Source organism: Nocardia acidivorans NBRC 108247 (assembly GCF_001625085.1).
Lineage (GTDB): Bacteria > Actinomycetota > Actinomycetes > Mycobacteriales > Mycobacteriaceae > Nocardia > Nocardia acidivorans.
The window spans coordinates 11,970-35,979 of the sequence record NZ_BDAW01000056.1 but is presented as its reverse complement, the minus strand read 5'-3'; the positions used below and the strand labels follow the sequence as shown (position 1 = coordinate 35,979).

Sequence of the window (24,010 nt, the reverse complement as noted above, 5' to 3'; positions counted from 1 at the left end):
TACGTTGTACATGAATGGTTGAATTCCTCGCAAGGAGGTGACATGCCCGAGGAGACGACCCCGCCGGGTCCACTGATCTGGACGCTGCCCGAACCGCCGGGCCGCCCCACCACGACGCTGAACCGCGCCGACATCCTGCGGGCGGCCCTCGCCATCGCCGACGCCGAAGGCGCATCGGCCCTCACCATGCGCCGGGTGGCGACCGCGGTCGGCGCGTCCACCCCGATGTCCCTCTACCGCTATGTGGGCAGCAAAGACGGCTTGGTCGACCTCATGATCGACGCCGTCTACGGTGAAATCCCGCTTCCCCGAACTGTTTCCGCCTGGCGTCCGACCCTGGAACGCCTGTCGCTGGATACCTGGGCGGTGATCCAGCGCCACCTGTGGTTCGGCCACCTCGTTCACACCCGCCCACCCTTCGGGCCGAATGCTTTGCGCTACTTCGACTTCCGCTTCGCGCTGCTGGAGACATTGGGGATTTCGGCCGATGACATGACTCGCATAACGGCGGCCATCGACGGGCATCTCATCGGCACTGCGCTGCAGTTGGCGGAGGAGATGCGGATGCGCTCACGTACGGGTCTGTATACGGAAGCGCAGTTGGGTGAGGCTGCCGCGTCGTTTCTTCAGCCTATTGTGGACTCCGGTAGCCATCCTGCCTTCGCGCGCTGGGTTGTGGGGCGCAGTGTTGTTGTGGGGCGCGGTGTTTCGGACGGCGCTGATGCTGTTGACCCGGGGGAATCAGTGGCGTGGACCCTGGCGGCGTTGCTCGATGGGATAACCGATCGGCTCGAGCTCCCGGGGCCTTCGTAGCGGACTACCCCGCTGGAATGTAATGTCCCGCAGGGAATTCGGCTACGGAGGCCCCGGGTACATGCCTGCTATCCCCTCGAGCACACCGCCTTATTCAGCGATGAGCTCCGCCTCGGAATCCAACGCCCGCTGAGTTTCCTCAGGCACCCCCACCGCCCCCGGGCTGTAGGTAACCGCACGCAGCCCACCCGTGTACCGAAACACCCCCCGACGATCACGAAGATCCCAATCAACCGGCCCACGCGCATCGAGCCCGACAGAAATCCCCGTCCACGGAGCCATACCGACAAGCTGCACCTGATCAGCGAGATGCCCCGCGCGAACCCCGTCGATGCCGATCGTGAAATCCCACCGCAGATGCGGCCGAACCACCGCCGACACCGTGAAGTGCTGGCTGCCTTCGGGAATCACTCCCGCGTCGACGGTGGTGTATCGACCGTAGGCGTTGTAGCCGAAGATCAGGTGGCCGCCTTCGACGAACAGTAGGTAGCCGCCCTGCGGATCGCCGTGCGCGACCAGCACTCCTTCATCGCCGGTGCGATAGCCGGAGTTGGTTGTCGGCGTGCGGCTATCGCCCAGTTGTACGGCAATCGTGAAGTCGCGGTACGCGATCAGGCGCTGCGAGCGGTAGCGCTCCAGGGTGGGCGTGCCCGGCAGGATACGGACCCGCTCGGTGAAGCGGGATTCCTCGGGGCGACGGGTGGCCAGGTCCTTGCGGGTGACCAGCGGGAAAACCGTATTGTGCCAGGCTGCTTCGTCCCAGGCGGCCGAGAGTTCGGCGACCTTCTCCGGGAATTGAGCCGAGACGTCATGGAGTTCGGTCGGGTCGGTGCGTACGTCGAACAGCTGCCAGAGCGGATTGTCGACACCGCGTGCGGGATCGTGCAGGGCCAGGAGTTTCCAGCCGTCGCGGTAGAAGCCGCGGTGGCCGGTCATCTCCGAATACTGTTCGACATGCTCGGAGACCGCCTGCCGATCGCGCAGCACGCCGGCGGCGGAGACGCCGTCGAAATCCTTGGCGGGTAGTCCATTTCGCACGGTCGGGCGATTCAGTCCGGCCAGCTCGAGGAGTGTCGGCGCGAGATCGGTGACGTATGTGTATTCCTGGCGAATTCCATTGTCCTCCTCGGTGCGCGGCAACCCCTTCGGCCAGGACAGCAGGAATGGCACGCGCACGCCGCCCGCGAAAGTCTGTCCCTTGTAGAACCGGAACGGGGTATTGGACGCCTGTCCCCAACCGCGCGGATAGTGCACGCCCAGCTTGGCGGTGCCGATCAACTCGTCATCGTGCGGGACGTCGCGCTCCCAGTCGGGCTCGTCGACCTGGGCGAATTGCGCGAAGTAGGTGCGGGTTCCCTCCGGGCCGCCCTCGGCGGTGCCGCCGTTGTCGGAGGTGAAGACGATGATGGTGTTGTCGAGTTCGTCGAACTGCTCCAGGGTTTCGACGATTCGGCCCAGGCTCTGGTCGATGCTGTCGACCATGCCCGCGTACACCTCCATGTACCGCTCGAAGCGCGACTGCTGTTCCGGGGTCAGCGAATCCCATTCCTGCGCTTCATAACCCGGTTCGGTATTGCGCGGCTTCTGCTGGGTGCCCTCCGGGAATAGACCCTGTGCGAGCTGTGAGGCGAATCGGCTCTGCCGCAGGCGATCCCAGCCCTGCTTGTACCTACCCCGGTATTTGGCGAGGTCTTCCGGCTTGGCCTGGAGCGGGCCGTGCATGGCGGTGTGCGCGAAGTACAGGAAGAAGGGTTTGTCGGCGTCGTGCGCGCGCAGTTCCTTCAGGTAGCCGATGGCGCGATCGGTGTAGTCGTCGGTGAGGTAGTAGCCCTCCGGGTATTCGTCCACATCCACCGGTGAACTGTCCGAGATCAGCTGATTCGGATGATAGAAGGAGTTCAGGCCCTCCAAAGATCCGTAGTACCGGTCGAATCCGCGCTGCGTCGGCCAGGAGTCGCGGTGTGCGGCGGGGTGCAGCGTGGCATCGCGGACCAGATGCCATTTGCCCACCGCGTAGGTGGCGTATCCATTGGCGCGCAGGATTTCCGGCAGCGTCAGCACATCATCGGCAAGCTCCAGGCGCAGACCGGGATAGCCGGGATCGGCATTGGCCACGAAGCCGAATCCGGCGCGATGCGAATTCACACCCGTCAACAGTGCGGCGCGCGAGGGCGAGCACAGCGGGGTGGTGTGAAAGTTGGTGAGCCGCAACCCGGATGCCGCAATCCGATCCAGCGTGGGGGTGTCGATCTCGGATCCGAACGGACCGATATCGCTGAACCCCATATCGTCGACGAGCACCACGATGATGTTGGGCGCACCGGCGGGCGCGGACGGCGGGTAAATCCACTCCGGTGTCGAATCGGCGGTGGTGCGGCCGATTTCACCGGTGAAGTTCTCATAACCACGGGCATTGGCGGGGACAGGCATTCATCCAGCAAAGGTCCGGACGCGCCATCCTGGCCAGGGTTTCACGCAGGCTGCGCACAACCGCTGATCGACCGCCTACCCGCTGTTAGCGTCACCGCATGCACACCGGCCACCCCTGCACGCCCCGCCCCGGAATCATCCGGTCCGCGCGGGCACAGGGCTGTCGGCCCTGTGCCTGACGCGCCGGCCCGCGCGTATTCCCCCTTCTCCACACAGTCCCCACGGGTGTGTCCACAGCACCCCGCCGCCCGCTGAGCGGCCCCCTATCTCGAGGATTTCCAGATGAATTCGTCCCCCGGCGGACTTGATCGTCGTCGTTTCCTGCGCAATTCCGGTATCGCCGCACTGGCCATCTTCGGCGGCGGCGCGCTGGCCGCCTGCACCTCCGCGGTGAATCAGAGCAGGGGTGGCGGTGACGACAACGCACAGCCGGTCAGGGGCGGGACGCTGAAGTACGGCGTGCTGGCGGATCTGGTGCCCGCGAATATCCTCACCAATACCGGGACCACGCCGTATGTGGTGGGCCTGGTGTTCGAGACCCTGGTGCGCTACCCGCACGACAAACTGGAGCCGCAGCCGCTGCTGGCCGAGAAATGGACGCTCGCGCCGGACGGCCAATCGATCACCCTCGATCTGCGCAAGGATGTGAAATTTCATTCCGGCCGCGCTTTCACCTCGAAGGATGTCGAGTTCTCGCTGCGGACATACGCGGATCCGAAGTGGTCGGCGCAGCTCAAGAGCACCGCCGCCGCCATCACCGGCTACGACGCCACCGATCCGAACCGCATCAAGCTGACCTTCGCGCAGCCGCTCGGCAATATCTTCGACCTGCTCGACACCGCGCCCATTCTGGACAGCGAATCCATCGATCAGCTGGCCACCGGCGATAAGATCGTCGGCACCGGCCCGTTCAAGTTCGTGCAGCGAATCCCCAACCAGCAGTTGGTCTTCGAGAAGAACGCGGACTACCGGGTACCCGAGCGGCCGTACCTGGACCGGGTCGAATTCTCGATCATCTCCGATAACCAGGCGCAGCTGAACGCGCTCAAGTCCGGTCAGATCCACTTCGCCGACGGCGTCACCTACCGGGACAACGAAAACCTCGCCAAGTCGGACGGTTTCCGCGTCATCTCCTACGAGGGCGCCGAACTCCAGGTGTATGTCGGGGCGAATGTGCAGAATCCGGCCCTCGCCGATCCGAAACTGCGCCGGGCCATCGCGTACGCCATCGACCGGGACCGGGTGATCGCCGAGGTGTTCCGCGGCTCCGGCTATGCGACGAATCTGCCGTGGCCCAAGTCTTCTCCCGCCTTCGACGATGCCCGCAATACCCGCTTCAAGCGCGATCTGACCAAGGCCAAGCAGGCGCTGGCCGGTGCGCCCACGCCGCCGAAGCTGCCGCTGGCCTACACCGCCGGTTACGCCACGCACGAGGCGACCGCGCAGATCGTGCAGGCCAATCTCGCCGAGATCGGCATCGAGACCGAGTTGGTGCCGACCGAGAACGCCACCTTCGTGAAGCAGTTGATCGGCGCGCAGTTCCCGGGCCTGTGGATCACCGATCATTCCTGGGCGCAGTTCGTGCCCTCGACCCTGACGGTCAGCGCCTACCCGTTCAACGCGCGCAAGAACGCCTCGCACTATGAATCGCCGGACTACGTCACCGCTGCCGATAATGCGTGGAAACTGTCACAGGCCACCGGCCCGGACGCGCAGCGCGCCTATCAGGCACTGAGCGATCAGCTGTTGGACGGCCTGTTCCTGATCGAGATCGGCGTACGGCTCGCGCAGGGCTCGACCACCCGCACACTGCACAATGTCGGCTGGACCAAGCGCCGCGAACTGAATCTGACCGAGACGTTCCTGTCATGATCGCGTACCTGCTGCGCCGGGTGCCCTCCGCCGTCGCGGTGCTGTTCGGCGCATCCGTGCTGATCTTCCTGCTGCTGCGACTGGTGCCCGGCGATCCGGCGCAGACCCTGGCCGGACCCGATGCCACCCCGGAAACCATTGCGAGCATCCGGCATCAGCTGGGACTGGACCGGTCGATTCCGGCACAGTATCTGAGCTGGTTGCACGGGGTGTTCACCGGCGATCTGGGCCGGTCGTACATCATCGGCGGGCAGATTTCCGATCTGGTCGGGCGCGGGCTCACCAATACCCTTGTGCTGACGGCATTCTCGCTGTTCCTGGCGATCACGGTGAGCCTGGCGGTGAGCATCTCCGCGGTGCTCTGGGACAGGCGCTGGCTCAATGCCCTGGTGGCGGCGGTCAATACGGTCGCCGTCGCGGTGCCGGTCTTCGTGACCGGCGTGCTGCTGGTGCTGGTCTTCGCCATCGCCATTCCGATCCTGCCCGCCGGTGGCATTCCGCCGGACGGGTTCATCGCCGAACCCGATATCGCCGTGCAGTATCTGCTGCTGCCCTCGATCTGCCTGTCATTGCCGGTGATGGCGGCGCTGAGTCGCTTTCTCGCCGAATCACTGCGCACCGAACTGCGCGAGCCGTATGTGCTGACCGCACGCGCACTGGGGATCTCGCATCGGCAGATCGTCACCCGCGGCGCGCTGCGCAATGCCCTGCCCACGCTGCTGACCGTGCTGGGCATCCAGACCGGGCAGCTGCTCGGCGGTGCGGTGCTGGTGGAGGCGGCCTTCGCCTGGCCGGGTATCGGCCAGTTGATCGAACAGGGCATCAATCGGCGCGATTATCCGGTGGTGCAGGCGCTGCTGCTGTTCTCGGTGGGAGTATTCGTGATCATCCAGCTCACCACCGATGTGGTGCACGCCTACCTCGATCCTCGCATTCGGATCGGAGGCCGGGTATGAGGGACCTCGCACTCGCCGAACCGGTGGACGGTACCGGGGATCCGGTGGAAAGCACCGGGCGCGAACCGAATTCGTCGCGATCGCTTTGGCAGGCACTGCGCAGGGGGCAGGGCCTGGCCGGAGTCCTCCTGGTCGCGATCATCGCCCTCGCGGGCCTGGCCGCCGGACTGCTCACGACAGTCGATCCGCTGCGACAGATTCCGGGCGCGAACCTGCTCGGGCCCAGCGCCGAGCACTGGCTCGGCACCGACAATGTCAATCGAGATGTGTTCACGCGCGTGCTCTACGGCATTCGCATCGATCTGTTCATCGCGCTGGTGGCGGTGCCCGCCGGTGCGCTGCTCGGCGCGCTGACCGGACTCCTGGCCAGTGTCAACACCATTGCCGATGTGATCACCCAGCGCATCTTCGACCTGATCCTCGCCTTCCCGGCGCTCATCTTCGCCATCGCGCTGTCCGCGGTCACCGGACCGGGCGTACAGGCCGTGATCGTGGTCATCATCGCCGCCGAAATACCCATCTTCGGCAGGCAGATCCGCACCGCCATCCTCGCGGTGCGGGAGCAGCCGTTCGTGGAGGCGGCCGAGGTCATCGGCGCGGACACCTGGTGGACGCTGCGGAAACACGTGCTGCCCAATGTGATCGAGCCGTTGACGGTGCAGCTGGCACTGTCCATGTCCCTGGCGGTTTTCGTCGAGAGCGCCATGAGCTTCATCGGCATCGGGGTGCGGCCGCCGGATCCCTCACTGGGATCGCTCATCTCCGAGTCCATCGGCAATCTCGACGCCAACCCGGCCTTCGCCATCGGACCGCTGCTGGTGGTCTCCGGCCTGACCCTCGGATTCCTATTGATCGCCCAGGCACTGGGCCGCGCCCGGAGGATCGGATGAGCGAGACACTGCTGGATATCCGGAACCTGGTGGTGCGCTTCGGCGCTCGCACCGTGGTCGACGGCGTCGACGTGCGGGTGGGCCGGGGTGAGACGGTGGCACTGGTCGGAGAATCCGGCTCCGGGAAATCGCTGACCGCCCGCGCTGTTCTCGGATTGCTGCCCGAGGGCGCGCGGGCCGAGGGTTCGATTCGCCTGGGCGACACCGAGATCATCGGCACCGCCGACGCCGAACTGCGCGCCCTGCGCGGTACCCGCGCCGCCATGGTCTTCCAGGAACCGCAGACCGCGCTCAATCCGGTGCAGAAGATCGGCACTCAGATCGCGCAGGCGCTGCGGGCGCGCGGCCCGGTGCGCAAGGCACAGGCCAGGTCTCGCGCCATCGAACTGCTGCGCCTGGTCGACATCCCCGAGCCGGACAAGCGCGTCGACTGGTATCCGCATCAGCTCTCCGGCGGGCAGAAACAGCGCGTGGTGATCGCCCTGGCGCTCTCGGGTGAGCCCGATCTGCTCATCGCCGATGAGCCGACCACCGCCCTGGATGTCACCGTCCAGGCCGAAATCCTGGAGCTGCTGCGGGAATTGCAGTCCCGCACCGGTACCGCCATCCTCTTCATCACGCACAATCTCGGGGTCGTGGCCGCGATCGCGGATCGAGTGGTGGTCATGCGGGCCGGTCGGGTCGTCGAAACCCTGGGCGTCCACGACCTTTTCGCCGAACCGCGCGAGAGCTATACGCGGACCCTGCTCGATGCCGTCCCCACCCTGCCCGGCGTCACCGCATCCGTCGCGGCCGTGGGCGACCCCGCGACCGGACCCGGTGCGACCGCCGCCGACCCCTCGGAACAGGAACCCGTCCTGCGTATTTCGCACCTGTCGGTGGTGTATCGACGCGGGCGCAAAGAGTTCCCGGCGCTGCGGGACGTCTCGCTCACCGTCGCACCGCGCGAGGTGATCGGCCTGGTCGGCGAATCCGGTTCCGGTAAGAGCACTCTCGGTCGCACGGCCCTGGGCCTGGTGCCCGCCGCCGGTGGCGAGGTGGTGCTGCAGGGCGTGCGCCTGAACGGTCTGGGCGCACGCGAGCTGCGCGGTCTGCGCAAGAACGTGGCCCTGGTGCACCAGGATGTCACCGCCTCCCTGGACCCGCGCCGCACCCTGGAGGACTCGATCGGTGAGCCGCTGCTGGTGCATCGGGCCGCGTCCGGGGCGCTGCTGCGCGCCAAGGTCGGCGATCTACTGGAGTCGGTCCGCCTGCCCCGCGACTACGCCGCGCGTCGGCCCGCCGAACTCTCCGGCGGTCAGCGTCAGCGTGTCGCGCTTGCCCGGGCGCTCGCGCTCGCGCCCCGGCTATTGGTGGCGGACGAGCCCACCAGCGCCCTGGATGTCTCGGTTCAGGCACAGGTACTGGACCTGTTCACCGATCTGCGCGAGGAATATGGATTCGCCTGCCTATTCATCAGTCACGATCTCGCGGTGATCAACTCGATAGCCGATCGCGTGGTGGTCCTGAAGGCGGGAAATGTGGTGGAAAGCGGCCCGGTGACGGACGTTTTCGGTAATCCTGAACAGGATTACACGCGCCGCCTGCTGGCGGCCGTGCCCGCACCGGATCCGGTCCGCGCGCGCCGTGTGGAATCCGCGCCGGAACACCCGCGGCTCGCACTGGGGGCATGATCGGAATTCCGAACAGGATCGGTGACATATACAAACAGGGATAGTCGCGCGTACGCGTCACCGACCCGATTTGTGCGAGCATCCACCGGTGGGGGCAACCCGGCGGCATCTCGAACGAGATGCCCTATCCGGGCAAGCTGAAGGGAGATGCGGTGGTCGCCGATATGGCATGCGGGCATGAATCTCGGGAGCTCGAGGCACCCACTTTCGGGAATCTGCTGCGCCGGTTACGCGACGGCCGCGGGGTCTCCCGTGAACGACTTGCCTTCAATGCGGGTGTAAGCGCAAGTTACATAACGCATTTGGAGAAAGGCGATCGGGGAAATCCGACTCGCGAAGTTGTGGAAGCGCTTACTCGCTATCTTGATCGACTCGATCCGCTCAGCTCCGCCGAACATCGACAACTCACCGATCTCGCCGGACTGGGCAGCGGGGAGATGCCCACCGTGGACCAGTTGCGCGCGGCGATCACCCCCGATATGCGCCGGGTATTGGATCTGCACCGGCCGAATCTGGCCGCCTATCTCGATGTCCGCGCCAATGTGCTCGCCTGGAACGACAGTTGGGAAGACGCCTTCCCCGGGGTCTCCGACGACGGCAATATGCTGCGCTGGTTCTTCGGCAATGAACTCGCGACCCGCGTCATGGTGAATTGGGAATCCGATGTGCGCCAGGTGGTTCGGTGGATGCGCGGGCTGATCGGCCGCTCCGGCGATGTCACCGGCTTCACCGATCTGCTGGCCGAACTCGGCGAATTCCCCAAATTCCGCCAGGCCTGGGCCGAGGGTGGGGTGGCGTTCGCGCCGCACGTATGGTCCCTGCACGTACGCAATCCGGTCACCGGACTGCGCCGCAAGGTCTATGCCCAGACCGGGCGCATAGACACCGGCCCGCATCCGGGACATCTGCTGGCCATCCTCGGCCTCAACGGCTGACCTCGGCAACCGCCCGATCCAGCGCGTCAGCGGGGGAGCGGGATGAATTCCACCGGCGCATTGTCCGCGGCGTCGGCGGGGACGATGACCAGGCCGTCACGGTCCAGCAGACCGGCGAGATGGGCGGTGCGGATGCCGGGGTCGCCGGTGAAGCCGCCGGTGGGTTCGGCACGCGCGGGGACGATTCGCGGTGCGGGACCGGAGATTTCGGCGGCATTGGCCAGCGGTCCGATCAGCGTGCGCGCGGGAATCGCTCCGGTCAGGCCCTCGACCAGCGCGTGTACCAGCGCCAACAGGGTCGCCACGGCCGCGTAGGGATTACCGGGCAGGCCCAGAACCGTTGGCCCCGAAGTCAATTGCGCGGCGACCGTGGAACCCCCGGGGCGCAGCCGCAGGCGGTGCAGCAGGACGCGGGCCCGGGCGCGATCCAGGGCGCCGCGCAGCTGGTCCGCCGCACCGCGGCCGGTGGCGCCGACAATGACCAGCAGATCGCAGTCCGAGGCGGCGGCGAAGACCTCGTCGAAGGCATTCGCGGTGTCCCGCAGGTGGACTCGGTCCACGGTGCCGATGCCGTACCAGGCGAGCAGATCCGGCAGGATCGGCCCGAGCGAATCGCGGGTCTGCCCGGTGTGCAGCGGACCCTCGCTGCGAATCTCGTCCCCGGTCATGACGATTCGCGCCCGCACCGGTCCGCGCACCGCCAGCGTGGTCACCTCCGCGCCGGCGGCCACCGAGATGAGCGCGGTGCCGACCGGCGTGCCGACCGGCGCGAGTTCGGCTCCGGGCTGCCAATCCTCGCCGCGCCGCCGCACATCATCGCGAATCGGACTGTCGGGCAGGCGATGTAGTAGGCCGTCGGTCTCGATCCGCGCGAATTCATCGCGCACCACCGTGTCGGTGCCGTCCGGGACGTGTGCACCGGTGGCGATCCGCACGGCTTCTCCGGGCAGCAAACCCACCGGCCGCTGCCCGCCCGCGAAGCCGATATCGCGGCGCAGCTGCCAGGGTCCGTCCCCGCTCACCGCGTAACCGTCCATGGCGCTCACATCGAAGCGGGGCAGCGCCTCGACCGCGCGCAGCGGTTCGGCCAGCGCGGCACCGCGCGCGGAGCGTACGGTGACGCGGCGCACGGGTAGTGGGGAAATGTTCCGGCGCAACTCATCACGGGCCTGATCCAGGGAGAGCTGCGCGGCCGCACGACCCGCGTCGGTGCGCGCCCGCTGGACTTCATCGGGGGTATCGCAATCCTGCACGCCGTCCAGTGTCACCATCGCGGTGTCGATCGGCACCAGGGCCTTCATCGGCCGATTGACGAACGAGTCGAGGCGATTCAGTGCCGCCGCCAGCGCGGTGCGCCGCCAGACGCCGACCAGATACTGCGGCCGCCCCGAACCATCGGCCGCGAACACCGCGTCACTGCCGGATTCCCTTGCGTGCGCGAGCAGTTCGTGCACCGCCGCGGATGTGAGAAATGGCATGTCCGCGGCGAGCACCACAATATGCCCGGCGGGGAATTCGCAACCCGCGACCATCGTCATGGCGGCGGCGATCGCGGCGACCGGTCCGCCCCCGGCCGGGACCTCCTGTGCCTGAAGGATTTCCGGCGGCAGTTCCGGTCGATGCGGTCCCACGACCACGATGCGTGCGCAGTCCGAAACCGCCGAAAGCGCCGCATCCAGCATCGATCTACCGCCGACCACCATGGCGGGCTTGTCCACCCCGCCCATTCGGCTGGCCCGCCCGCCCGCGAGCACTATCGCGTCGACGGTCGTCACGAGGCGTACACGGACAGGGCGGTGATCATGATTGAAGATCGTAGTGGCTACCCCTCGGATGGCCGTGGAAGTGGTGTCTCGACAGGCGATTCCAAGGCTTGCCAAGCAATTGCTCATCATGCTCGAGTTGTGCGGTATGTCTCGACACATAGTAGAAATGAGCATGTTTTGAACTTCGGAACAATCGCATATGGCAGTATCCGAAGCCAGAGCTGCGGGGGGTCCAGGGAGATTCGCCACAGTTCACAGCAGGCGTTGCAGCGGGTCTCGCTGTTCGGAACCGACGGGGACCGGATCGATGAAGGTTGGTTTGCTGAATGTTTGTGGGAGAGGGAACGGCGTGGTGTTGGGCGTGAAACCGAATCGAGACTTCGAAGAACTGCAACCGCCGACTTTCGGCCTCCTGCTGCGCAGGCTGCGCGATACCCGGGGCGTATCCCGCGAAAGACTCGCCTTCAACGCGGGCGTGAGCGCCAGCTACATCAGCCATTTGGAGAAGGGCGACCGCGGCCACCCGACCCGCGAGGTGGTGGACGCACTGGTCCGATATCTGGACCGAATAGACCCGCTGTCGGTGGTGGAACGCAGGCACCTGCTGGATCTGGCCGGGCTGGGTGTCAGCGAATTCCCCTCGATCGAGCAACTCCGCGCCGAAATCACCGATGACATGCGCCGCGCGCTCGATCTGCACGAGCCGAATCTGGCCGCGTATGTGGACACCCGCTGGAATGTGCTGGCCTGCAACGCCAGTTACGCACAGGCCTTTCCCGGACTCGATCGGGATGTGAATATCCTGCGCTGGTTTCTCGGCAACGACCTGGCTCGGGAGGTCATGCTGGAATGGGAGGCGGAGGTCCGGCTCACCGTGCACTGGCTGCGCGGTCTCATCGCCAGCTCCGGCGATACCGCCTGGTCCGCGGATTTCCTTGCCGAGCTGGGAAGTTTCGGGCTCTTCCGGGATATTTGGGATGAGGGGATCGCCGCGTACGGGCGGCCCAGTTCGATCATGCATCTCAAGGACAATCTCACCGGACGCTGCCGTGCCATTGATGTGCAACTCTTCAGCGTCTTCTCCGCGGCCTACCCCACCCAGATTCAGATCTTCCTCGGTATTCCCACCTGGTGCGCGGATCCCGGCATTCAGCTCGATCCGGACCACCTACGCCCGGACGCGCGGGGCGACCAGCGGTAGCGCCGACGCCGCGGCGATCGGATTCGCGGGTCGCGCGGACGCCCGGCGCACCAGGCGAATCAGCAAGGGCGCCAACACCTCCGGGTGCGTCCAGGCCGCCCCCTGCCCCGCGCCCGGAATTGTCACCACGCCATCGGCATTGATCAGCCCCGCCGCCATGGCGGCATTCTTCTGCGCGCTACTGCTGCCATCCTGGCTGCCCCGGATCACCAGCGCGGGCGCGCCGATCTCGCAGAGCCGATGCAGTAGCGAACGCCGCTCCATCAGGCAGCGCGCCGCGGGCAGCACGGCCCGGCGATCACCGCTGTACCAGCGGCTGGTCCAGGCCCGCCACAGTCGAGGATCATTGCCGCCGATCAATACCGGGGCGAGTTCGGCGACCAGCGGGGCCATCGGTTCGGTACTGCCCCAGCGCTCGAAAAACGTGTGGTAGAAGTCGAATTCATGCTCCGTGCAGGCGCCGGCGTCGGTATCGATCAGCGCCAATCCGCGCACGCGTTCGGGGGCGAGCAGTGCCAGGCGCAGCGCGATATACCCGCCCTGGCCGATTCCGCCGATTACCGCTTTCCCGATCCCCAATTCGTCCAAGACCGACAACGTGTCGGCCGCCATATCCCAGTAGGTGAATGGTTCGCCATCGGGTGACTGTGTGCGTCCGTGGCACCGCGCGTCGATTGTTACGAGATTGATTCCGGCAGCTGCCAGAGGTTCGCGCATCGGTTCGAACATGGATTCGTCCATCAGAAATCCATGGGTGAGAACGAGAGTCGGTCCGGGTATGTCGCTGGTCACGAAATGAACCGTGGCAGCACCTGATCGCACATAGGGCATGGTCAGACCGTAAAGGGCGGAACACGCCCAACCCTAATGTTTGCCCGCGTGGTGCCAGGCACCCTTCGGTGCTGTTCCCGACGGGTACCCACACTGGTCAGTGTCAGTACTGCTAGGGGTTTGCCCCAAAAGGCCGCAAAACTGGACAACAAGACCTTTCGGCCTTTTAAATCAGCCGTGACGCTTTGGGACAAGCGTCAATTCGAAAGGGAGGAAATAATGTTCGACGCCACCACTGCCGCCCGCCGCGACTTCCATCTGGATGCCGGAGCCGCGTTGCGAGATTCGCTCGAGGGATTGCTGCTGCACGACGGCGTCGGCTTGGACGCGCGTATGCGTCATGCCATTGCCGCGGTCGTTCATCTCGCGGTCGACGCTCCGCTCGGAACGCCGGAGGATGCCGAGGAATTTCTCGGCCGACTCGATTCCTCATGGCTCTTCGCCGCCTGGCACGATTCCGATACCGAATTGTCACTGCTCAACACGCTTTCGCTGGGTGAGGTGCCCGCGCTTTCCTGGTGCGAACTCATGTTCACCACCGCGCTCGCGCCCTGGTCCACCGCGCCCGCCGCGGTACACGCGCGCCGCGTTTTCCACTGCGGTGAACAGGCTCGCCTCGCCGCCGTCGCCGGTGACTAGACGACTCCTCGGACAACACCCGCGTAATTCGCTGTCAACACGGATGAAGCCAACACGTATGAAGAGGTGAACGACGTGAAAATGCTTTTCACCAATTTTGATTCGATGTTCGAAACCCTCGCTCGCAAGGACGAATTCGAGCCGGAATCCTGGCACCAGCAGGCGCTGTGCACCCAGACCGATCCGGAGGCGTTCTTCCCCGACAAGGGCGGCTCGACCCGCGAAGCCAAACGCATCTGCGGCGCCTGCGAGGTGAAGCGGCAATGCCTGGACTACGCGCTCAGCCACGATCAGCGCTTCGGAATCTGGGGCGGACTCTCACCTCGTGAGCGCCGGCGCTACGAACGCGGTGCGGCTTAACCGGAAGCCGCTCGGAGCAGACAGAATTCATTGGTTTCCGGATCGGCCAGCACCAGTGCCGGTGCATTGGCCGGAGGCGTATCCGGATTCATCGGAACGGCGCCCGCGGCACGCAGGCGCGCGGCTTCCTCTGCGGGGTCATCGGTGGGGAAAGCGATGAGATCCAGATGCAGCCGTCTGCATTCGCCCTGCGCCTCGGGCGTGCGTAGGAACTCCAGCCACGGACCCTGACCCGTGGCCGACCGAATGCCGGCGTAACGCGCGCTGTCGTGCGTGACCGGCCAGCCCGCGGCCGTGGACCAGAACTCGGCCAGCCGGAGCGGATTCTCGGTATCGACCACGATCGCCGCCACCGCACCGGTATCCACATAGTGTTCGCGCGGCTCCAGCACGCAGAACTCATTGCCCTCCGGATCGGCCAGCACCGCCCAGGGCACCGCGCCCTGCCCGATATCGAGGCGGCGCGCACCCAGGGACAGCGCCCGATCCACCTGTACGCGTTGATGATCCAGCGAACGGCTGGACAGATCCAGATGGATGCGATTCTTCGCCGATTTGGATCGGCGGGCGGGTAGGAAGGTGAGCGCCACGTCCAGCCCGTCCGGGTCGGAGGCGGCCACATCGACCCCGCCCGGCCGGTCCACCAGCACCTCCCAGCCCAGCAATTCGGCCCAGAAACGGGCTACGCTCCTGGGCTCTACCGCATCGAACACCACGCACGCCAGCCGGGTGGACATGCCATCCACGGTAACCGCCGGGCACGGGGGCGCGTAGCAGGTTTGACGGAACCGAATCCGGGCTTCACCGCCGGTCGGCAGCTCAGTCCGGCGAGTCGAAGTGGTGCCGGGCGCGTTGCAGATCCACCCGGTCATCGAGCACCGGACAGCCCTCGGCCGCCAGCTCGCGGAGCTGCCGATGCGCCAAATGCGGTGCGGGCGTGCCGTTCGCGCGCAGCACCCGATGCCACGGCAGATCCGCGGAGTCGGTGCGCATGATCCAGCCGACCGTACGGGGTGTGGACAGACCCGCCGCGGCCGCGATATCGCCGTAGGTGGCGACCCGGCCGGGTGGAATGGCCGCCACCAACTCGCGGACGCGTTCGATATCGGCATCGGTGGTGGCCATGCCCCTCCTTCAGAGCAGTGTGCGCACGAGCGCCGCGGATTCGGCCGGACGCGACTGCGCCACCATGTGATCGCAATCGAATTCGCGCACGATGAGATTGTCGCCCAGGTGCTCGGTGAGCGCGGCGCGGAATGCCGGAGTCACGAACGGCGGATCGACCTTCATGGCCCGCACCAGAATCGTCGGCAGGTCCGCGGGCGGCAGGACGAAATCGCGGGCCAGCTGACCCCAGTAGGCGATGACCGCGGGCAGGCTCATCCGCCAGCCGACCCGGCCGTGCGCCGTGGGCGCCAGATGTTCGGCCAGTTCGGCTTCCAGGATCGCCGGATCGATCTCGGCCCAGGCGGTCTCGAGCTTGTCGAAGCGGGCATCGTCCACGGTCGCGTAATCGGGGCGCTCCAGCATCGAATTCGCGATGCGCAGCATGAACTCCGGATCCAGGCCGATCGCCGGATCCAGCAGCACCAGCCCGCGCACCAGCTCCGGATGCGACCGCGCCAGCCGCACCCCGACCGCCGCGCCGAACGAATGCCCGAGTACCACCACCGGTTCGCTCGTCTCCCGGCGCAGCACCGTCACCAGGTCCGACACGATCGTTTCGAAATCCCACGGCGGCACGCCGGGCGACCTCCCGTGTCCACGCAGATCCGGCGCAATAATCCGCAGATCGGGCAGCTGCTCCCGCGCGAGCGCCTCCCAGCGCCTGCCGTGCCCGGTCAGACCGTGGAGCGCCAGCACAACCGGACCGGTCGAAGGACCGAAATAATGCACATGAAGATCGGACACCCCGCCCATTCTGCTGCCCCGCGACGTGACCGGCGGCACCGCCGGCGGATGGCATACCGAAGATGTCGGGGCGGTCTGTTGAAATAGCCGACGTGATGCGATCGGATAGCTCGGTGCAATTGGTGCGCCGGGCCGAGGCAGTCTCCCACCCCCGGGAGTGGGACGCCGCCCTCCGGCCGCTGTTCGAGGACGGCAGTATCGACCCCGGCTGGGTCCCCTGGCGGGTGCTGGGCGGGCCGGGCACCGGCAAGACCGCACTGCTGGTCGATATCGCCGCTCAGCGCATTGTGGCCGGGGCCGATCCGGAGTCGGTGCTGGTGCTCACCTACACCAAACGGGCGGCCACCGCGGTGCGCAATGCCATTACCGCCCGAATTGTCGAGGCCGATCCATTGCTGGGTGGGGTACCAGGAGCCACACGCGGCCCATTGGTGCGCACCCTGCACTCCTATGCCTTCGGCCTCCTGCGCACCGTCTCGGCCGCGCACGGTAATCCGCCACCGCGCCTGCTCACCGGGTCCGAACAGGACATCGTCATTCGGGAAATGCTGCGCGGGGAACTCGCCGAGGATGCCCCGGAGTGGCCCGAGAGACTGCATCCGGCACTGCCCACCGGGGGATTCGCCGAACAGTTGCGGGACCTCATGCTGCGCGCTACCGAACGCGGGCTCGGACCCGAGGATCTGATCGCCCTCGGACATGCCCACCAGCATCCCGAATGGGTGGCGGCGGGTCGGTTCTTCGAGCGCTATGAGCAGATCATGCTGCTGCGCTGGTCCGTGGGCATGGACGTGCCCGAGGCCAGCGCGCCCGCCCTGGACGCTGCCGAATTGATCGGCGCGGCCTTGGACGCGCTGCTGCTCGATCCGGACCTGCTCGCCGCCGAACAGGCCCGGCTGCACACCATCCTGGTGGATGATGCCCAGCATCTGGATCCCCTTGCCGCCCAACTCATTCGAGAGCTCGGCAGCGGTACCGCGACCACCGTGCTGGCGGCCGACCCGGACCAGGCCATCTTCACCTTCCGGGGTGCGGACGCCCGCTTCGCCGCCGACCCCGGAGCGCCCGCGGACCGCCGAATCATCCTGCGCCCCAGCCACAGATCCGGCACCGCCCTGCAAGAAGTCGCCGCCCGCATCACCTCCCGCCTGCCCGGCGTGGGCCGTCACCGCACCCCGCCCGCATCCCTGCTCCGCCCGTCCGATGGCACGGACTTCGTGCGCGAGCTCGCGGCCGACGGCGAAGGGCGGACTCCCGGCTCGAATGGACACGGCCGGGCGGGTGCATCCGGTGTGGACGAGTCGCGGTCGCCCGATGCCGGGGGTCCCGGCGAGGGTGCCCCGCCCACGTCCGCCGACTCGTCGCGTGCTGATGGGAGTTACTGGGCGAGTACGGCATTCGACGGCGAGGTGCGGGTGCAGGTGCTCACCACGCCCGCCAAGGAGGCCGCGCTGATCGCGGACCACCTGCGCCGCGCGCACCTCACCCACGGTGTCCCGTGGTCCCGGATGGCGGTCATTGTTCGTTCCGTCCCACTGTCTCTGGCTCCGCTGCGGCGCGCGTTGCTGGCCGCGGGGGTGCCGGTGCGGCAGCCGCCCGCCGACGTGCCGCTGGCGCGGCGGCGCGGTGCGGCCTGGGCCATGCTGGCGTTGCGGGCGGTCACCGCCGGGGATCCGACGCAGGTCAGGCATCCGAGGCCGATCGCCTTCACGGCGGACGACGCGCTCGATCTGCTTGCCGGTCCACTCGGCGGGGCGGATCAGATCAGCCTGCGGCGACTGCGCCGCGGTATTCGGCGTACCGTGCTGGAACTCGGCCATCCGGAACGTATGCGCGAGGCGGAGGAATCCGAGCTCGCCGAACCCGTTGGCCGCGAACGGGATCCGAAGGCCGACTCCGCCGGTGCCGCGGCGGCCTCCGGTGCTGCGACCGATCGCGCCGATGACCCGGACGCGGCGGATCGGTATGCGGATCTGGATCGGTCGTCGGCGGAGATTCTGCGGGATCTGTTGGTGGGGGCCGGGAATCAGGTCATCCTGGCGAAGTTGACGCCGGTGGAGGCCGCGCCGTTGCAGCGGGTGTTGAAGGCGCTCGGCCGGGCGCGCAAGGTGCGCCGTGACGGCGGCGGCCTCGAGGATGTGCTGTGGGGATTGTGGACCGGATCCACCCTCGAACGGCGCTGGGTCGGGCAGTCCGAGCGAGGGGGAGCGGTGGGCATGCAGGCCGACCGGGACCTCGACGCCGTGGTCGGGTTGTTCGAGGCCGCCGCGGCCTACGTGGACCGGTTGCCCCGCGCCACCATCGAGGGCTTCGTGGAATACTTGGAGCAGCAGGAGATTCCGCAGGACAACGCCCCGCACACCGATCCCGGCGAGGCCGTCACCATTTGCAGTGCGCACTCCGCCGCCGGACGCGAGTGGGACACCGTCGCGGTTGCCGCTGTACAGGAGGGTATCTGGCCGAACCTGCGGCCGCGCGGCACCCTGCTTGGTGTCGAAGATATGGTGGATGTGCTTGCGGGCGTGAGGGATTCGGGTGAGAAGGTAAGCCGCGCTGCACCGTTGCTCGCTGAGGAACGCCGCCTGTTGCTGGTGGCGTGCAGCCGGGCGCGGCGGTCCCTGCTGGTGACCGCCGTCGAATCCGTCACCGGAGACCAGGATCTGGTGCCTTCCCGCTTCCTCGCCGAACTCGACGCCGACGGGGAAGATGGTCAGCCCGGTCGGATTCCGCCCGCGGCCGATCCGGGCCGGGCCTTGGCCATGCACACCCTCATCGCCGAATTACGCGGTGCCGCATGCGATCCCGAGACCACCCCGGAGCGCCGCACCCGCGCCGCCCGGCAGCTCGCCAAACTGGCGCGCGCCGGGGTCCGGGGCGCGCACCCCGACGATTGGTACGGCACCGCCGAACTCTCCTCCGACAGCCCGCTGTGGAACAGCGAGGACGGTTCGGTCGCGCTCTCACCCTCCACCGTCGAACAGCTCAAGACCTGTCCGCTGCGCTGGGCGCTGGAGCGGCACGGCGGCGGTGACGGCGAGAATCCGCACGCGCTCAAGGGAAATCTGGTGCACACCCTGGTGCAGGCGCTCGCCGGTCAGGTCACCGAGGACCAGGTCAAGACCGCTCTGGTCAAGGCGTGGAAGAAGATCGACCCCACCGCCCGCGACGGCGAGAACTGGTATTCGCGCGCCGAATTGCGCCGTACCGAAACCATGGTCGACACCTTCCTGGCGTGGCTGCGCAACACCCGCGACGAACTCACCAATATCGGCGTCGAGGTCCCGATCGACTGCGTACTGCCCGCGCGCACACCCGGGGAACTGCCGGTCCGGATCAGCGGCCGGATGGACCGGCTGGAGCGAGATGCGCAGGGGCGCTTCGTCATTGTGGATGTGAAGACCGGTAAGACGCCGATCACCAAACAGGCCGCGCAGGAGCATGCACAGCTCGCCACCTATCAGGTCGCGGCCGCCGCGGGTGCGCTCGGCGAGGGGGAACCCGGTGGCGCGCGCCTGGTGTACGTGGCCAAACCCAGCGCCCGCGACGGTGCGGCCACCGAACGCATGCAGCCCGCGCTCGACGACGGCGGGGTCGAAGAGTGGCGCGGCGTCATTCACGACGCGGCCGCCGCCTCCACCGGACCCAGCTATCTGGCCATGCGCAATGACGGCTGCCGGCACTGCAAGGTCGCGGGCAGCTGCCCGGTCCAGGACACCGGCCGCCAGGTGACCGACGAGTGAGAATCACTCCCCGGCAACTCGCCGACGCCCTCGGCCTGCCGCCGCCCACCGACGAACAGGCCGCGGTCATCGCCGCCCCGCCCGAGCCGACCCTGGTGGTGGCGGGCGCCGGCGCGGGCAAAACCGAGACCATGGCCGCGCGCGTGGTGTGGATGGTCGCCAATGGGCTGGTCGAACCCGAGCAGGTCCTGGGCCTGACCTTCACCCGAAAAGCCGCCCAGCAGTTGACGACCCGCATCCGCACCCGCCTGGCGCGGCTCGCGGGCGCACCGCTGCTGCGCGACCTCGACCCCACCGGGCGATTGCGCGGACTGCTCACCGGCTCCGAACCCGAGATCAGCACCTACCACTCCTATGCGGGCCGCCTGCTCACCGAATACGGTCTGCTGCTGCCGGTCGAACCCACCGCCACCCTGCTCACCCAGACTCAGCTCTGGCAGCTCGCCTACCGTGTCGTGTCCACCTGGGACGGCGATCTCGACACCGACCGCAGTCCGGTCTCGGTCACCGAGGCCGTGCTGGCCCTCTCCGGTCAGCTCGCCGAACACCTGGTGGAGCCGCGCCAATTGGCCACGGCCCATAAGGAATTGGACCAGCTCATCCACACCCTCCCGGCCGGTCCGCGCCAGAAGGGCGGCCCCAAGAAGGCCCTGCTCGACATCCTGGAAACCCAGCACGAACGAGTCTCGCTGCTGCCCTTGGTCGAACGCCTCGCCGACGAACTCCGCCGCCGCGGCGCCCTCGACTTCGGCGCCCAAATGTCCCTGGCCGCAAAGCTCGCCGCCCTGCACGCCGAGGTCGGCACCGCCGAACGCACCCGCTTCCGCCTCGTCCTGCTCGACGAATACCAGGACACCGGCCACTCCCAGCGCATCCTGCTCTCCGCCCTCTTCGGCGGCGTGCACCCACCCCCGACCGAGGGCGCTCCCGGTCATCCCGGGTCGGTGGAGCCCGCTCGTCCCGAGGCGGACCAACCCTCTCGTCATCCAGGCGCGTCCTCGGCCGGGATCGACACGGCCGCTGTGGATCCCGGCCAGCAGCGCGCCGGGATGACGGAGGGGGAGTCGCTCGCCGCGGGGGAGGGGCAGCCACTTGCGGTGACGGCGGTGGGGGATCCCATGCAGTCGATTTACGGCTGGCGTGGGGCGTCGGCGGCGAATCTGCCGCGGTTCGCGACCGACTTTCCCCGTGCGCCGGGGGTTCCCGCGCCGGTACTGCCGCTGCTGACCAGCTGGCGCAATCCGCCCGAGGCCCTGGATCTGGCGAATCTGGTGGCCGACCCGCTGCGGCTCGAGGCCGCCGAGGGCGGCGGCGTCACGGTGGACGCGCTGCGGCCACGGCCGGGCGCGGAGCCGGGGCTGGTGGCCTTGGCGCTGGCGGAAACCGTTGCGGAGGAACGGGAGTGGGTGGCCGAGCGGATAAAGGCGGAGTGGGAGGCGGCTGCCGACAGTGGTGGGGAGCCGCCCACATCCGCCGTGCTGGTACGGCGCAACGCCGATGCCGCGCCATTGGCCGAGGCATTGCGCGAGCAGGGACTGCCGGTCGAAATCGTCGGTCTCGGCGGGCTGCTCCATACGCCGGAGGTCGCGGATATCGTTGCGACGCTTCGGCTCATCGCCGATCCCTCGGCCGGGAGCGCGGCGGTACGCATTCTGACCGGTGCGCGCTGGCGCATCGGCGTCGCCGATATCGCCGCGCTCTCACGGCGTGCGCGGGAGCTGTCGATCCGGCGGCCGGGCGGTCAGAACGCCGAGATCGCCGATGCGGCGGGCCTGGACTCCGCCCTGCGGGAAGTGGCGCCGGAACCGGCCGAACGGGCCGGACTCGGCGATGCCATCGCCGATCCCGGTGCGGCCGAGCAGTATTCGGCACAGGGGTTCGCGCGCATCGTGGCACTCGGCCGCGAACTGGGCGCACTGCGCGAGCGCGCCGGGCAACCGCTGCCGGAGCTGGTCGCCGATGTGGAGCGGACCATCGGCGTCGGCGTGGAGACGCAGGCGCGCAAGGCGGTGGCCGCCGCCGGGCGCGAACATCTCGACGCCTTCGCCGAGGTGGTCGCAGGATACTCCGCCGACCACCGCTCCTCGCTGGCCGGTCTGCTCGACTTCTTCTCCGCCGCAGCCGAAGTCGAGAACGGCCTGGAACCCGGCGAGGTCGAGGTGGCGCACGATCGGGTGCAGGTGCTCACCGTGCACGCCGCCAAGGGCCTGGAATGGGAGGTGGTGGCCGTACCGCACGTGGTGGACGGCACCTTCCCCTCCGGCACCGGCACCACCACCTGGATGGGCGCGCTCGCCGAACTCCCCACCCAACTGCGCGGTGACCGGCAGCAGGACGACGCGGGCGATGGCGTACCCGTCCTGGACCTGTCCGACCTCTACGACCGCGCGGATCTGGAGCGCGCCCTCGAATCGCATAAGAAGGCCCTGGCCCGCCGCCGCCTCGACGAGGACCGCCGCCTGTTCTACGTCGCGCTCACCCGCACCGAACGCGCGCTGTTCGTCTCCGCCCACCACTGGGCCGAGACCGGCTCGAAACCCAAGGGCCCCAGCGACTTTCTGCTAGAACTCAAAGAGGCCAGCGAAGTTCCCGACTCCCCTCTCAACCGTAGTGTGCGGATCGACCGCTGGGACGATCCGCCATTGCCCGATACGGTAAACCCCTTCACCGACAATCCGCCGACGGCGTATTGGCCGCGCGACCCGCTCGGCTCCCGCCGCGAATTCGTGGAAGAGGGTGCGGCACTGGTCAAGTCGGCACTGACAGCCCTCGAGGTCGAATCCCAGCCCAAACAATTCGAATTCGACCTCGGCTTGGCCGAGGATCCAATCCTTGCCGAGGAAACGGACAGCGACACAGTCGATTCGGAGCTGCTCGACGAGAAGGACGCGGACCCCGAAGGCTGGGCCGCCGATGTCGACGCTCTCCTCGCCGAACACCTCGCCGCCGAACAAGCGGTGCGCGAGGTCGAACTCCCCGGCCAGCTCGCCGCCACCTCGCTGGTCGACCTGCGCGCCGATCCGGCGAAACTCGCCGCCCGCCTGCGCCGCCCGCTGCCCTACCCGCCGAGCCCGTTCACCCGGCGCGGCACCGCCTTCCACGCCTGGCTGCAACGCTGGTTCGGCGGTGCGCGCCTGCTCGCCTTCGACGAACTCCCCGGCGCGGCCGATATCACCGACACCGATGCCGAACTGGTCCGGCTCCAGGAGGCCTTCCTGGCCTCGCAGTGGGCCGACCGCAATCCCGTCGAGGTGGAGGTCTCCTTCGAAACCTCCTTGGCGGGCACCGTGATTCGCGGCCGGATGGACGCCGTCTTCCGCGAGCCAGACGGCTCCTGGGTGGTCGTGGACTGGAAGACCGGCGGCGAACCCAAACCGGCGGAGGAGGATTCGGTCGCCATCCAGCTCGCCGTCTACCGGCTGGCCTGGGCCCGGCTGGAGGCCGCCCGCTCCGGCGTCCCCGAAGCCGAGATCCTGGCCAAGACGCACGCCGCCTTCCACTACGTCCGCACCGTCCGCACCATCGCCCCCGACCACCTCGCGGGCCCCGAGGAACTCGCCGCCCTCATCACCACCGCCGCCCCGCTCCGCCGCCCCGGCACCCTCGAATCCGATGATGCGACCGAACCTTTCGCCGAAGAGTCCGGTCGCGCGACCGCGGGTCCCGGTGCCACGACCGCGCGGGTGCCCGAGGGCGGTGGCCGCCGGACCGCCACCGCGGCGTCCGCCGGTGCGGATCCGTCGCGATCAACGGGAGGCCCAGCCGCGTCCGGCCGCCGCGCGTCGCAGCCGGAACCGCGTCCGCCCATCGATGTCGATTCGCTTCGGCTCGAGCCGGATTCGCCGCGCATCTCCGGTGCCGAGCCCCCGGACCAGCCCCCACCACCGGATTTCGAACCCCCGCCGGATCCGGAATCCCTGCCGCCGGATCTGCTCGGCTAGCGACGGCGCGCCCCGCACCCATGCCGCAATGTGGGCGGGGGACAGGTACGCT

The 24,010-nt window shown here is 67.8% G+C and carries 17 protein-coding genes; 11 read left to right on the top strand and 6 right to left on the bottom strand.

Features of this window, described 5'->3' with window-relative positions:
- The first annotated feature begins 42 nt into the window (after positions 1-42).
- Positions 43-813 carry a TetR/AcrR family transcriptional regulator gene (locus tag NA10_RS26015; RefSeq protein ID WP_067572481.1) on the top strand — a complete coding sequence of 257 codons (771 nt, stop codon included), beginning with the start codon at positions 43-45 and terminating at the stop codon, positions 811-813.
- 90 nt (positions 814-903) lie between these two features.
- On the opposite strand, the gene NA10_RS26010 is transcribed toward NA10_RS26015, so the two are convergent.
- Positions 904-3,243: an arylsulfatase gene (locus NA10_RS26010; RefSeq protein WP_067572479.1), complete on the bottom strand. Its 2,340-nt coding sequence runs from the start codon at positions 3,241-3,243 to the stop codon at positions 904-906.
- A gap of 282 nt (positions 3,244-3,525) precedes the next feature.
- Here NA10_RS26010 and NA10_RS26005 point away from each other — a divergent pair, with 282 nt between their 5' ends.
- The 5 genes from NA10_RS26005 (at position 3,526) to NA10_RS25985 (ending at position 9,569) form a co-directional block, all read left to right on the top strand.
- On the top strand, positions 3,526-5,115 hold the full coding sequence (locus NA10_RS26005; protein WP_067572477.1) for an ABC transporter substrate-binding protein: 1,590 nt from the start codon (positions 3,526-3,528) through the stop codon (positions 5,113-5,115).
- The gene (locus tag NA10_RS26000) at positions 5,112-6,071 is read left to right on the top strand and encodes an ABC transporter permease (RefSeq protein ID WP_067572475.1); all 960 of its coding nucleotides are present in this window, start codon (positions 5,112-5,114) and stop codon (positions 6,069-6,071) included. Before NA10_RS26005 ends, NA10_RS26000 begins: the two co-directional genes overlap by 4 nt.
- On the top strand, positions 6,068-6,961 hold the full coding sequence (locus tag NA10_RS25995; RefSeq protein WP_084515249.1) for an ABC transporter permease: 894 nt from the start codon (positions 6,068-6,070) through the stop codon (positions 6,959-6,961). The genes NA10_RS26000 and NA10_RS25995 overlap by 4 nt, the downstream gene beginning before the upstream one ends.
- Complete coding sequence (locus NA10_RS25990) at positions 6,958-8,634, top strand: dipeptide ABC transporter ATP-binding protein (protein WP_067572474.1); 1,677 nt, start codon at positions 6,958-6,960, stop codon at positions 8,632-8,634. Before NA10_RS25995 ends, NA10_RS25990 begins: the two co-directional genes overlap by 4 nt.
- A 119-nt stretch (positions 8,635-8,753) precedes the next feature.
- Positions 8,754-9,569, top strand: a complete 816-nt coding sequence (locus tag NA10_RS25985) for a helix-turn-helix domain-containing protein (RefSeq protein ID WP_307188416.1) — start codon at positions 8,754-8,756, stop codon at positions 9,567-9,569.
- A 26-nt stretch (positions 9,570-9,595) separates the two neighbouring features.
- Here the strand turns inward: NA10_RS25985 and NA10_RS25980 are convergent, their stop codons facing one another.
- The gene (locus NA10_RS25980) at positions 9,596-11,344 is read right to left on the bottom strand and encodes an NTP transferase domain-containing protein (RefSeq protein ID WP_281180249.1); all 1,749 of its coding nucleotides are present in this window, start codon (positions 11,342-11,344) and stop codon (positions 9,596-9,598) included.
- A 352-nt stretch (positions 11,345-11,696) separates the two neighbouring features.
- Here NA10_RS25980 and NA10_RS25975 point away from each other — a divergent pair, with 352 nt between their 5' ends.
- Positions 11,697-12,536, top strand: a complete 840-nt coding sequence (locus NA10_RS25975) for an MmyB family transcriptional regulator (RefSeq protein ID WP_245677899.1) — start codon at positions 11,697-11,699, stop codon at positions 12,534-12,536.
- Here the strand turns inward: NA10_RS25975 and NA10_RS25970 are convergent.
- Complete coding sequence (locus NA10_RS25970) at positions 12,504-13,328, bottom strand: alpha/beta fold hydrolase (RefSeq protein ID WP_245677898.1); 825 nt, start codon at positions 13,326-13,328, stop codon at positions 12,504-12,506. The two genes, NA10_RS25975 and NA10_RS25970, sit on opposite strands and share 33 nt — an antisense overlap.
- 258 nt (positions 13,329-13,586) lie before the next feature.
- Between NA10_RS25970 and NA10_RS25965 the strand changes: the two genes are divergently transcribed.
- Positions 13,587-14,006: a hypothetical protein gene (locus NA10_RS25965; protein WP_174562552.1), complete on the top strand. Its 420-nt coding sequence runs from the start codon at positions 13,587-13,589 to the stop codon at positions 14,004-14,006.
- A gap of 105 nt (positions 14,007-14,111) precedes the next feature.
- Entirely contained in the window at positions 14,112-14,366 is a 255-nt protein-coding gene (locus tag NA10_RS25960) for a WhiB family transcriptional regulator (protein ID WP_245677897.1), read from the top strand.
- Here the strand turns inward: NA10_RS25960 and NA10_RS25955 are convergent.
- The 3 genes from NA10_RS25955 to NA10_RS25945 all read right to left on the bottom strand — a co-directional run bounded on the left by NA10_RS25955 (position 14,363) and on the right by NA10_RS25945 (position 16,286).
- Positions 14,363-15,103: a VOC family protein gene (locus NA10_RS25955; protein WP_067572466.1), complete on the bottom strand. Its 741-nt coding sequence runs from the start codon at positions 15,101-15,103 to the stop codon at positions 14,363-14,365. The two genes, NA10_RS25960 and NA10_RS25955, sit on opposite strands and share 4 nt — an antisense overlap.
- An 82-nt stretch (positions 15,104-15,185) precedes the next feature.
- Positions 15,186-15,491 (bottom strand): MGMT family protein, encoded by a 306-nt coding sequence (locus NA10_RS25950; RefSeq protein WP_067572464.1) that lies wholly within the window; start codon positions 15,489-15,491, stop codon positions 15,186-15,188.
- Between the two features lie 9 nt (positions 15,492-15,500).
- A complete protein-coding gene (locus NA10_RS25945; RefSeq protein ID WP_067572462.1) occupies positions 15,501-16,286 on the bottom strand; it encodes an alpha/beta fold hydrolase in 786 nt (261 codons plus the stop codon).
- Between the two features lie 86 nt (positions 16,287-16,372).
- On the opposite strand from NA10_RS25945, the gene NA10_RS38885 reads away from it, so the two are divergent.
- Both NA10_RS38885 and NA10_RS25935 read left to right on the top strand, forming a co-directional pair.
- Positions 16,373-20,017 (top strand): ATP-dependent helicase, encoded by a 3,645-nt coding sequence (locus NA10_RS38885; RefSeq protein ID WP_067572459.1) that lies wholly within the window; start codon positions 16,373-16,375, stop codon positions 20,015-20,017.
- A gap of 2 nt (positions 20,018-20,019) precedes the next feature.
- A complete protein-coding gene (locus tag NA10_RS25935) occupies positions 20,020-23,958 on the top strand; it encodes an ATP-dependent helicase (protein WP_373862425.1) in 3,939 nt (1,312 codons plus the stop codon).
- Positions 23,959-24,010: the final 52 nt, after the last annotated feature.

Excerpts from the sequence above, each read along its gene's own strand:
- NA10_RS26015 (WP_067572481.1), top strand. The coding sequence starts at position 43 with ATGCCCGAGGAGACGACCCCGCCGGGTCCACTGATCTGGACGCTGCCC.
- NA10_RS26010 (WP_067572479.1), bottom strand. The coding sequence starts at position 3,243 with ATGCCTGTCCCCGCCAATGCCCGTGGTTATGAGAACTTCACCGGTGAA.
- NA10_RS26005 (WP_067572477.1), top strand. The coding sequence starts at position 3,526 with ATGAATTCGTCCCCCGGCGGACTTGATCGTCGTCGTTTCCTGCGCAAT.
- NA10_RS26000 (WP_067572475.1), top strand. The coding sequence starts at position 5,112 with ATGATCGCGTACCTGCTGCGCCGGGTGCCCTCCGCCGTCGCGGTGCTG.
- NA10_RS25995 (WP_084515249.1), top strand. The coding sequence starts at position 6,068 with ATGAGGGACCTCGCACTCGCCGAACCGGTGGACGGTACCGGGGATCCG.
- NA10_RS25990 (WP_067572474.1), top strand. The coding sequence starts at position 6,958 with ATGAGCGAGACACTGCTGGATATCCGGAACCTGGTGGTGCGCTTCGGC.
- NA10_RS25985 (WP_307188416.1), top strand. The coding sequence starts at position 8,754 with ATGCCCTATCCGGGCAAGCTGAAGGGAGATGCGGTGGTCGCCGATATG.
- NA10_RS25965 (WP_174562552.1), top strand. The coding sequence starts at position 13,587 with ATGTTCGACGCCACCACTGCCGCCCGCCGCGACTTCCATCTGGATGCC.
- NA10_RS25960 (WP_245677897.1), top strand. The coding sequence starts at position 14,112 with ATGTTCGAAACCCTCGCTCGCAAGGACGAATTCGAGCCGGAATCCTGG.
- NA10_RS25955 (WP_067572466.1), bottom strand. The coding sequence starts at position 15,103 with ATGTCCACCCGGCTGGCGTGCGTGGTGTTCGATGCGGTAGAGCCCAGG.
- NA10_RS25950 (WP_067572464.1), bottom strand. The coding sequence starts at position 15,491 with ATGGCCACCACCGATGCCGATATCGAACGCGTCCGCGAGTTGGTGGCG.
- NA10_RS25945 (WP_067572462.1), bottom strand. The coding sequence starts at position 16,286 with ATGGGCGGGGTGTCCGATCTTCATGTGCATTATTTCGGTCCTTCGACC.
- NA10_RS38885 (WP_067572459.1), top strand. The coding sequence starts at position 16,373 with ATGCGATCGGATAGCTCGGTGCAATTGGTGCGCCGGGCCGAGGCAGTC.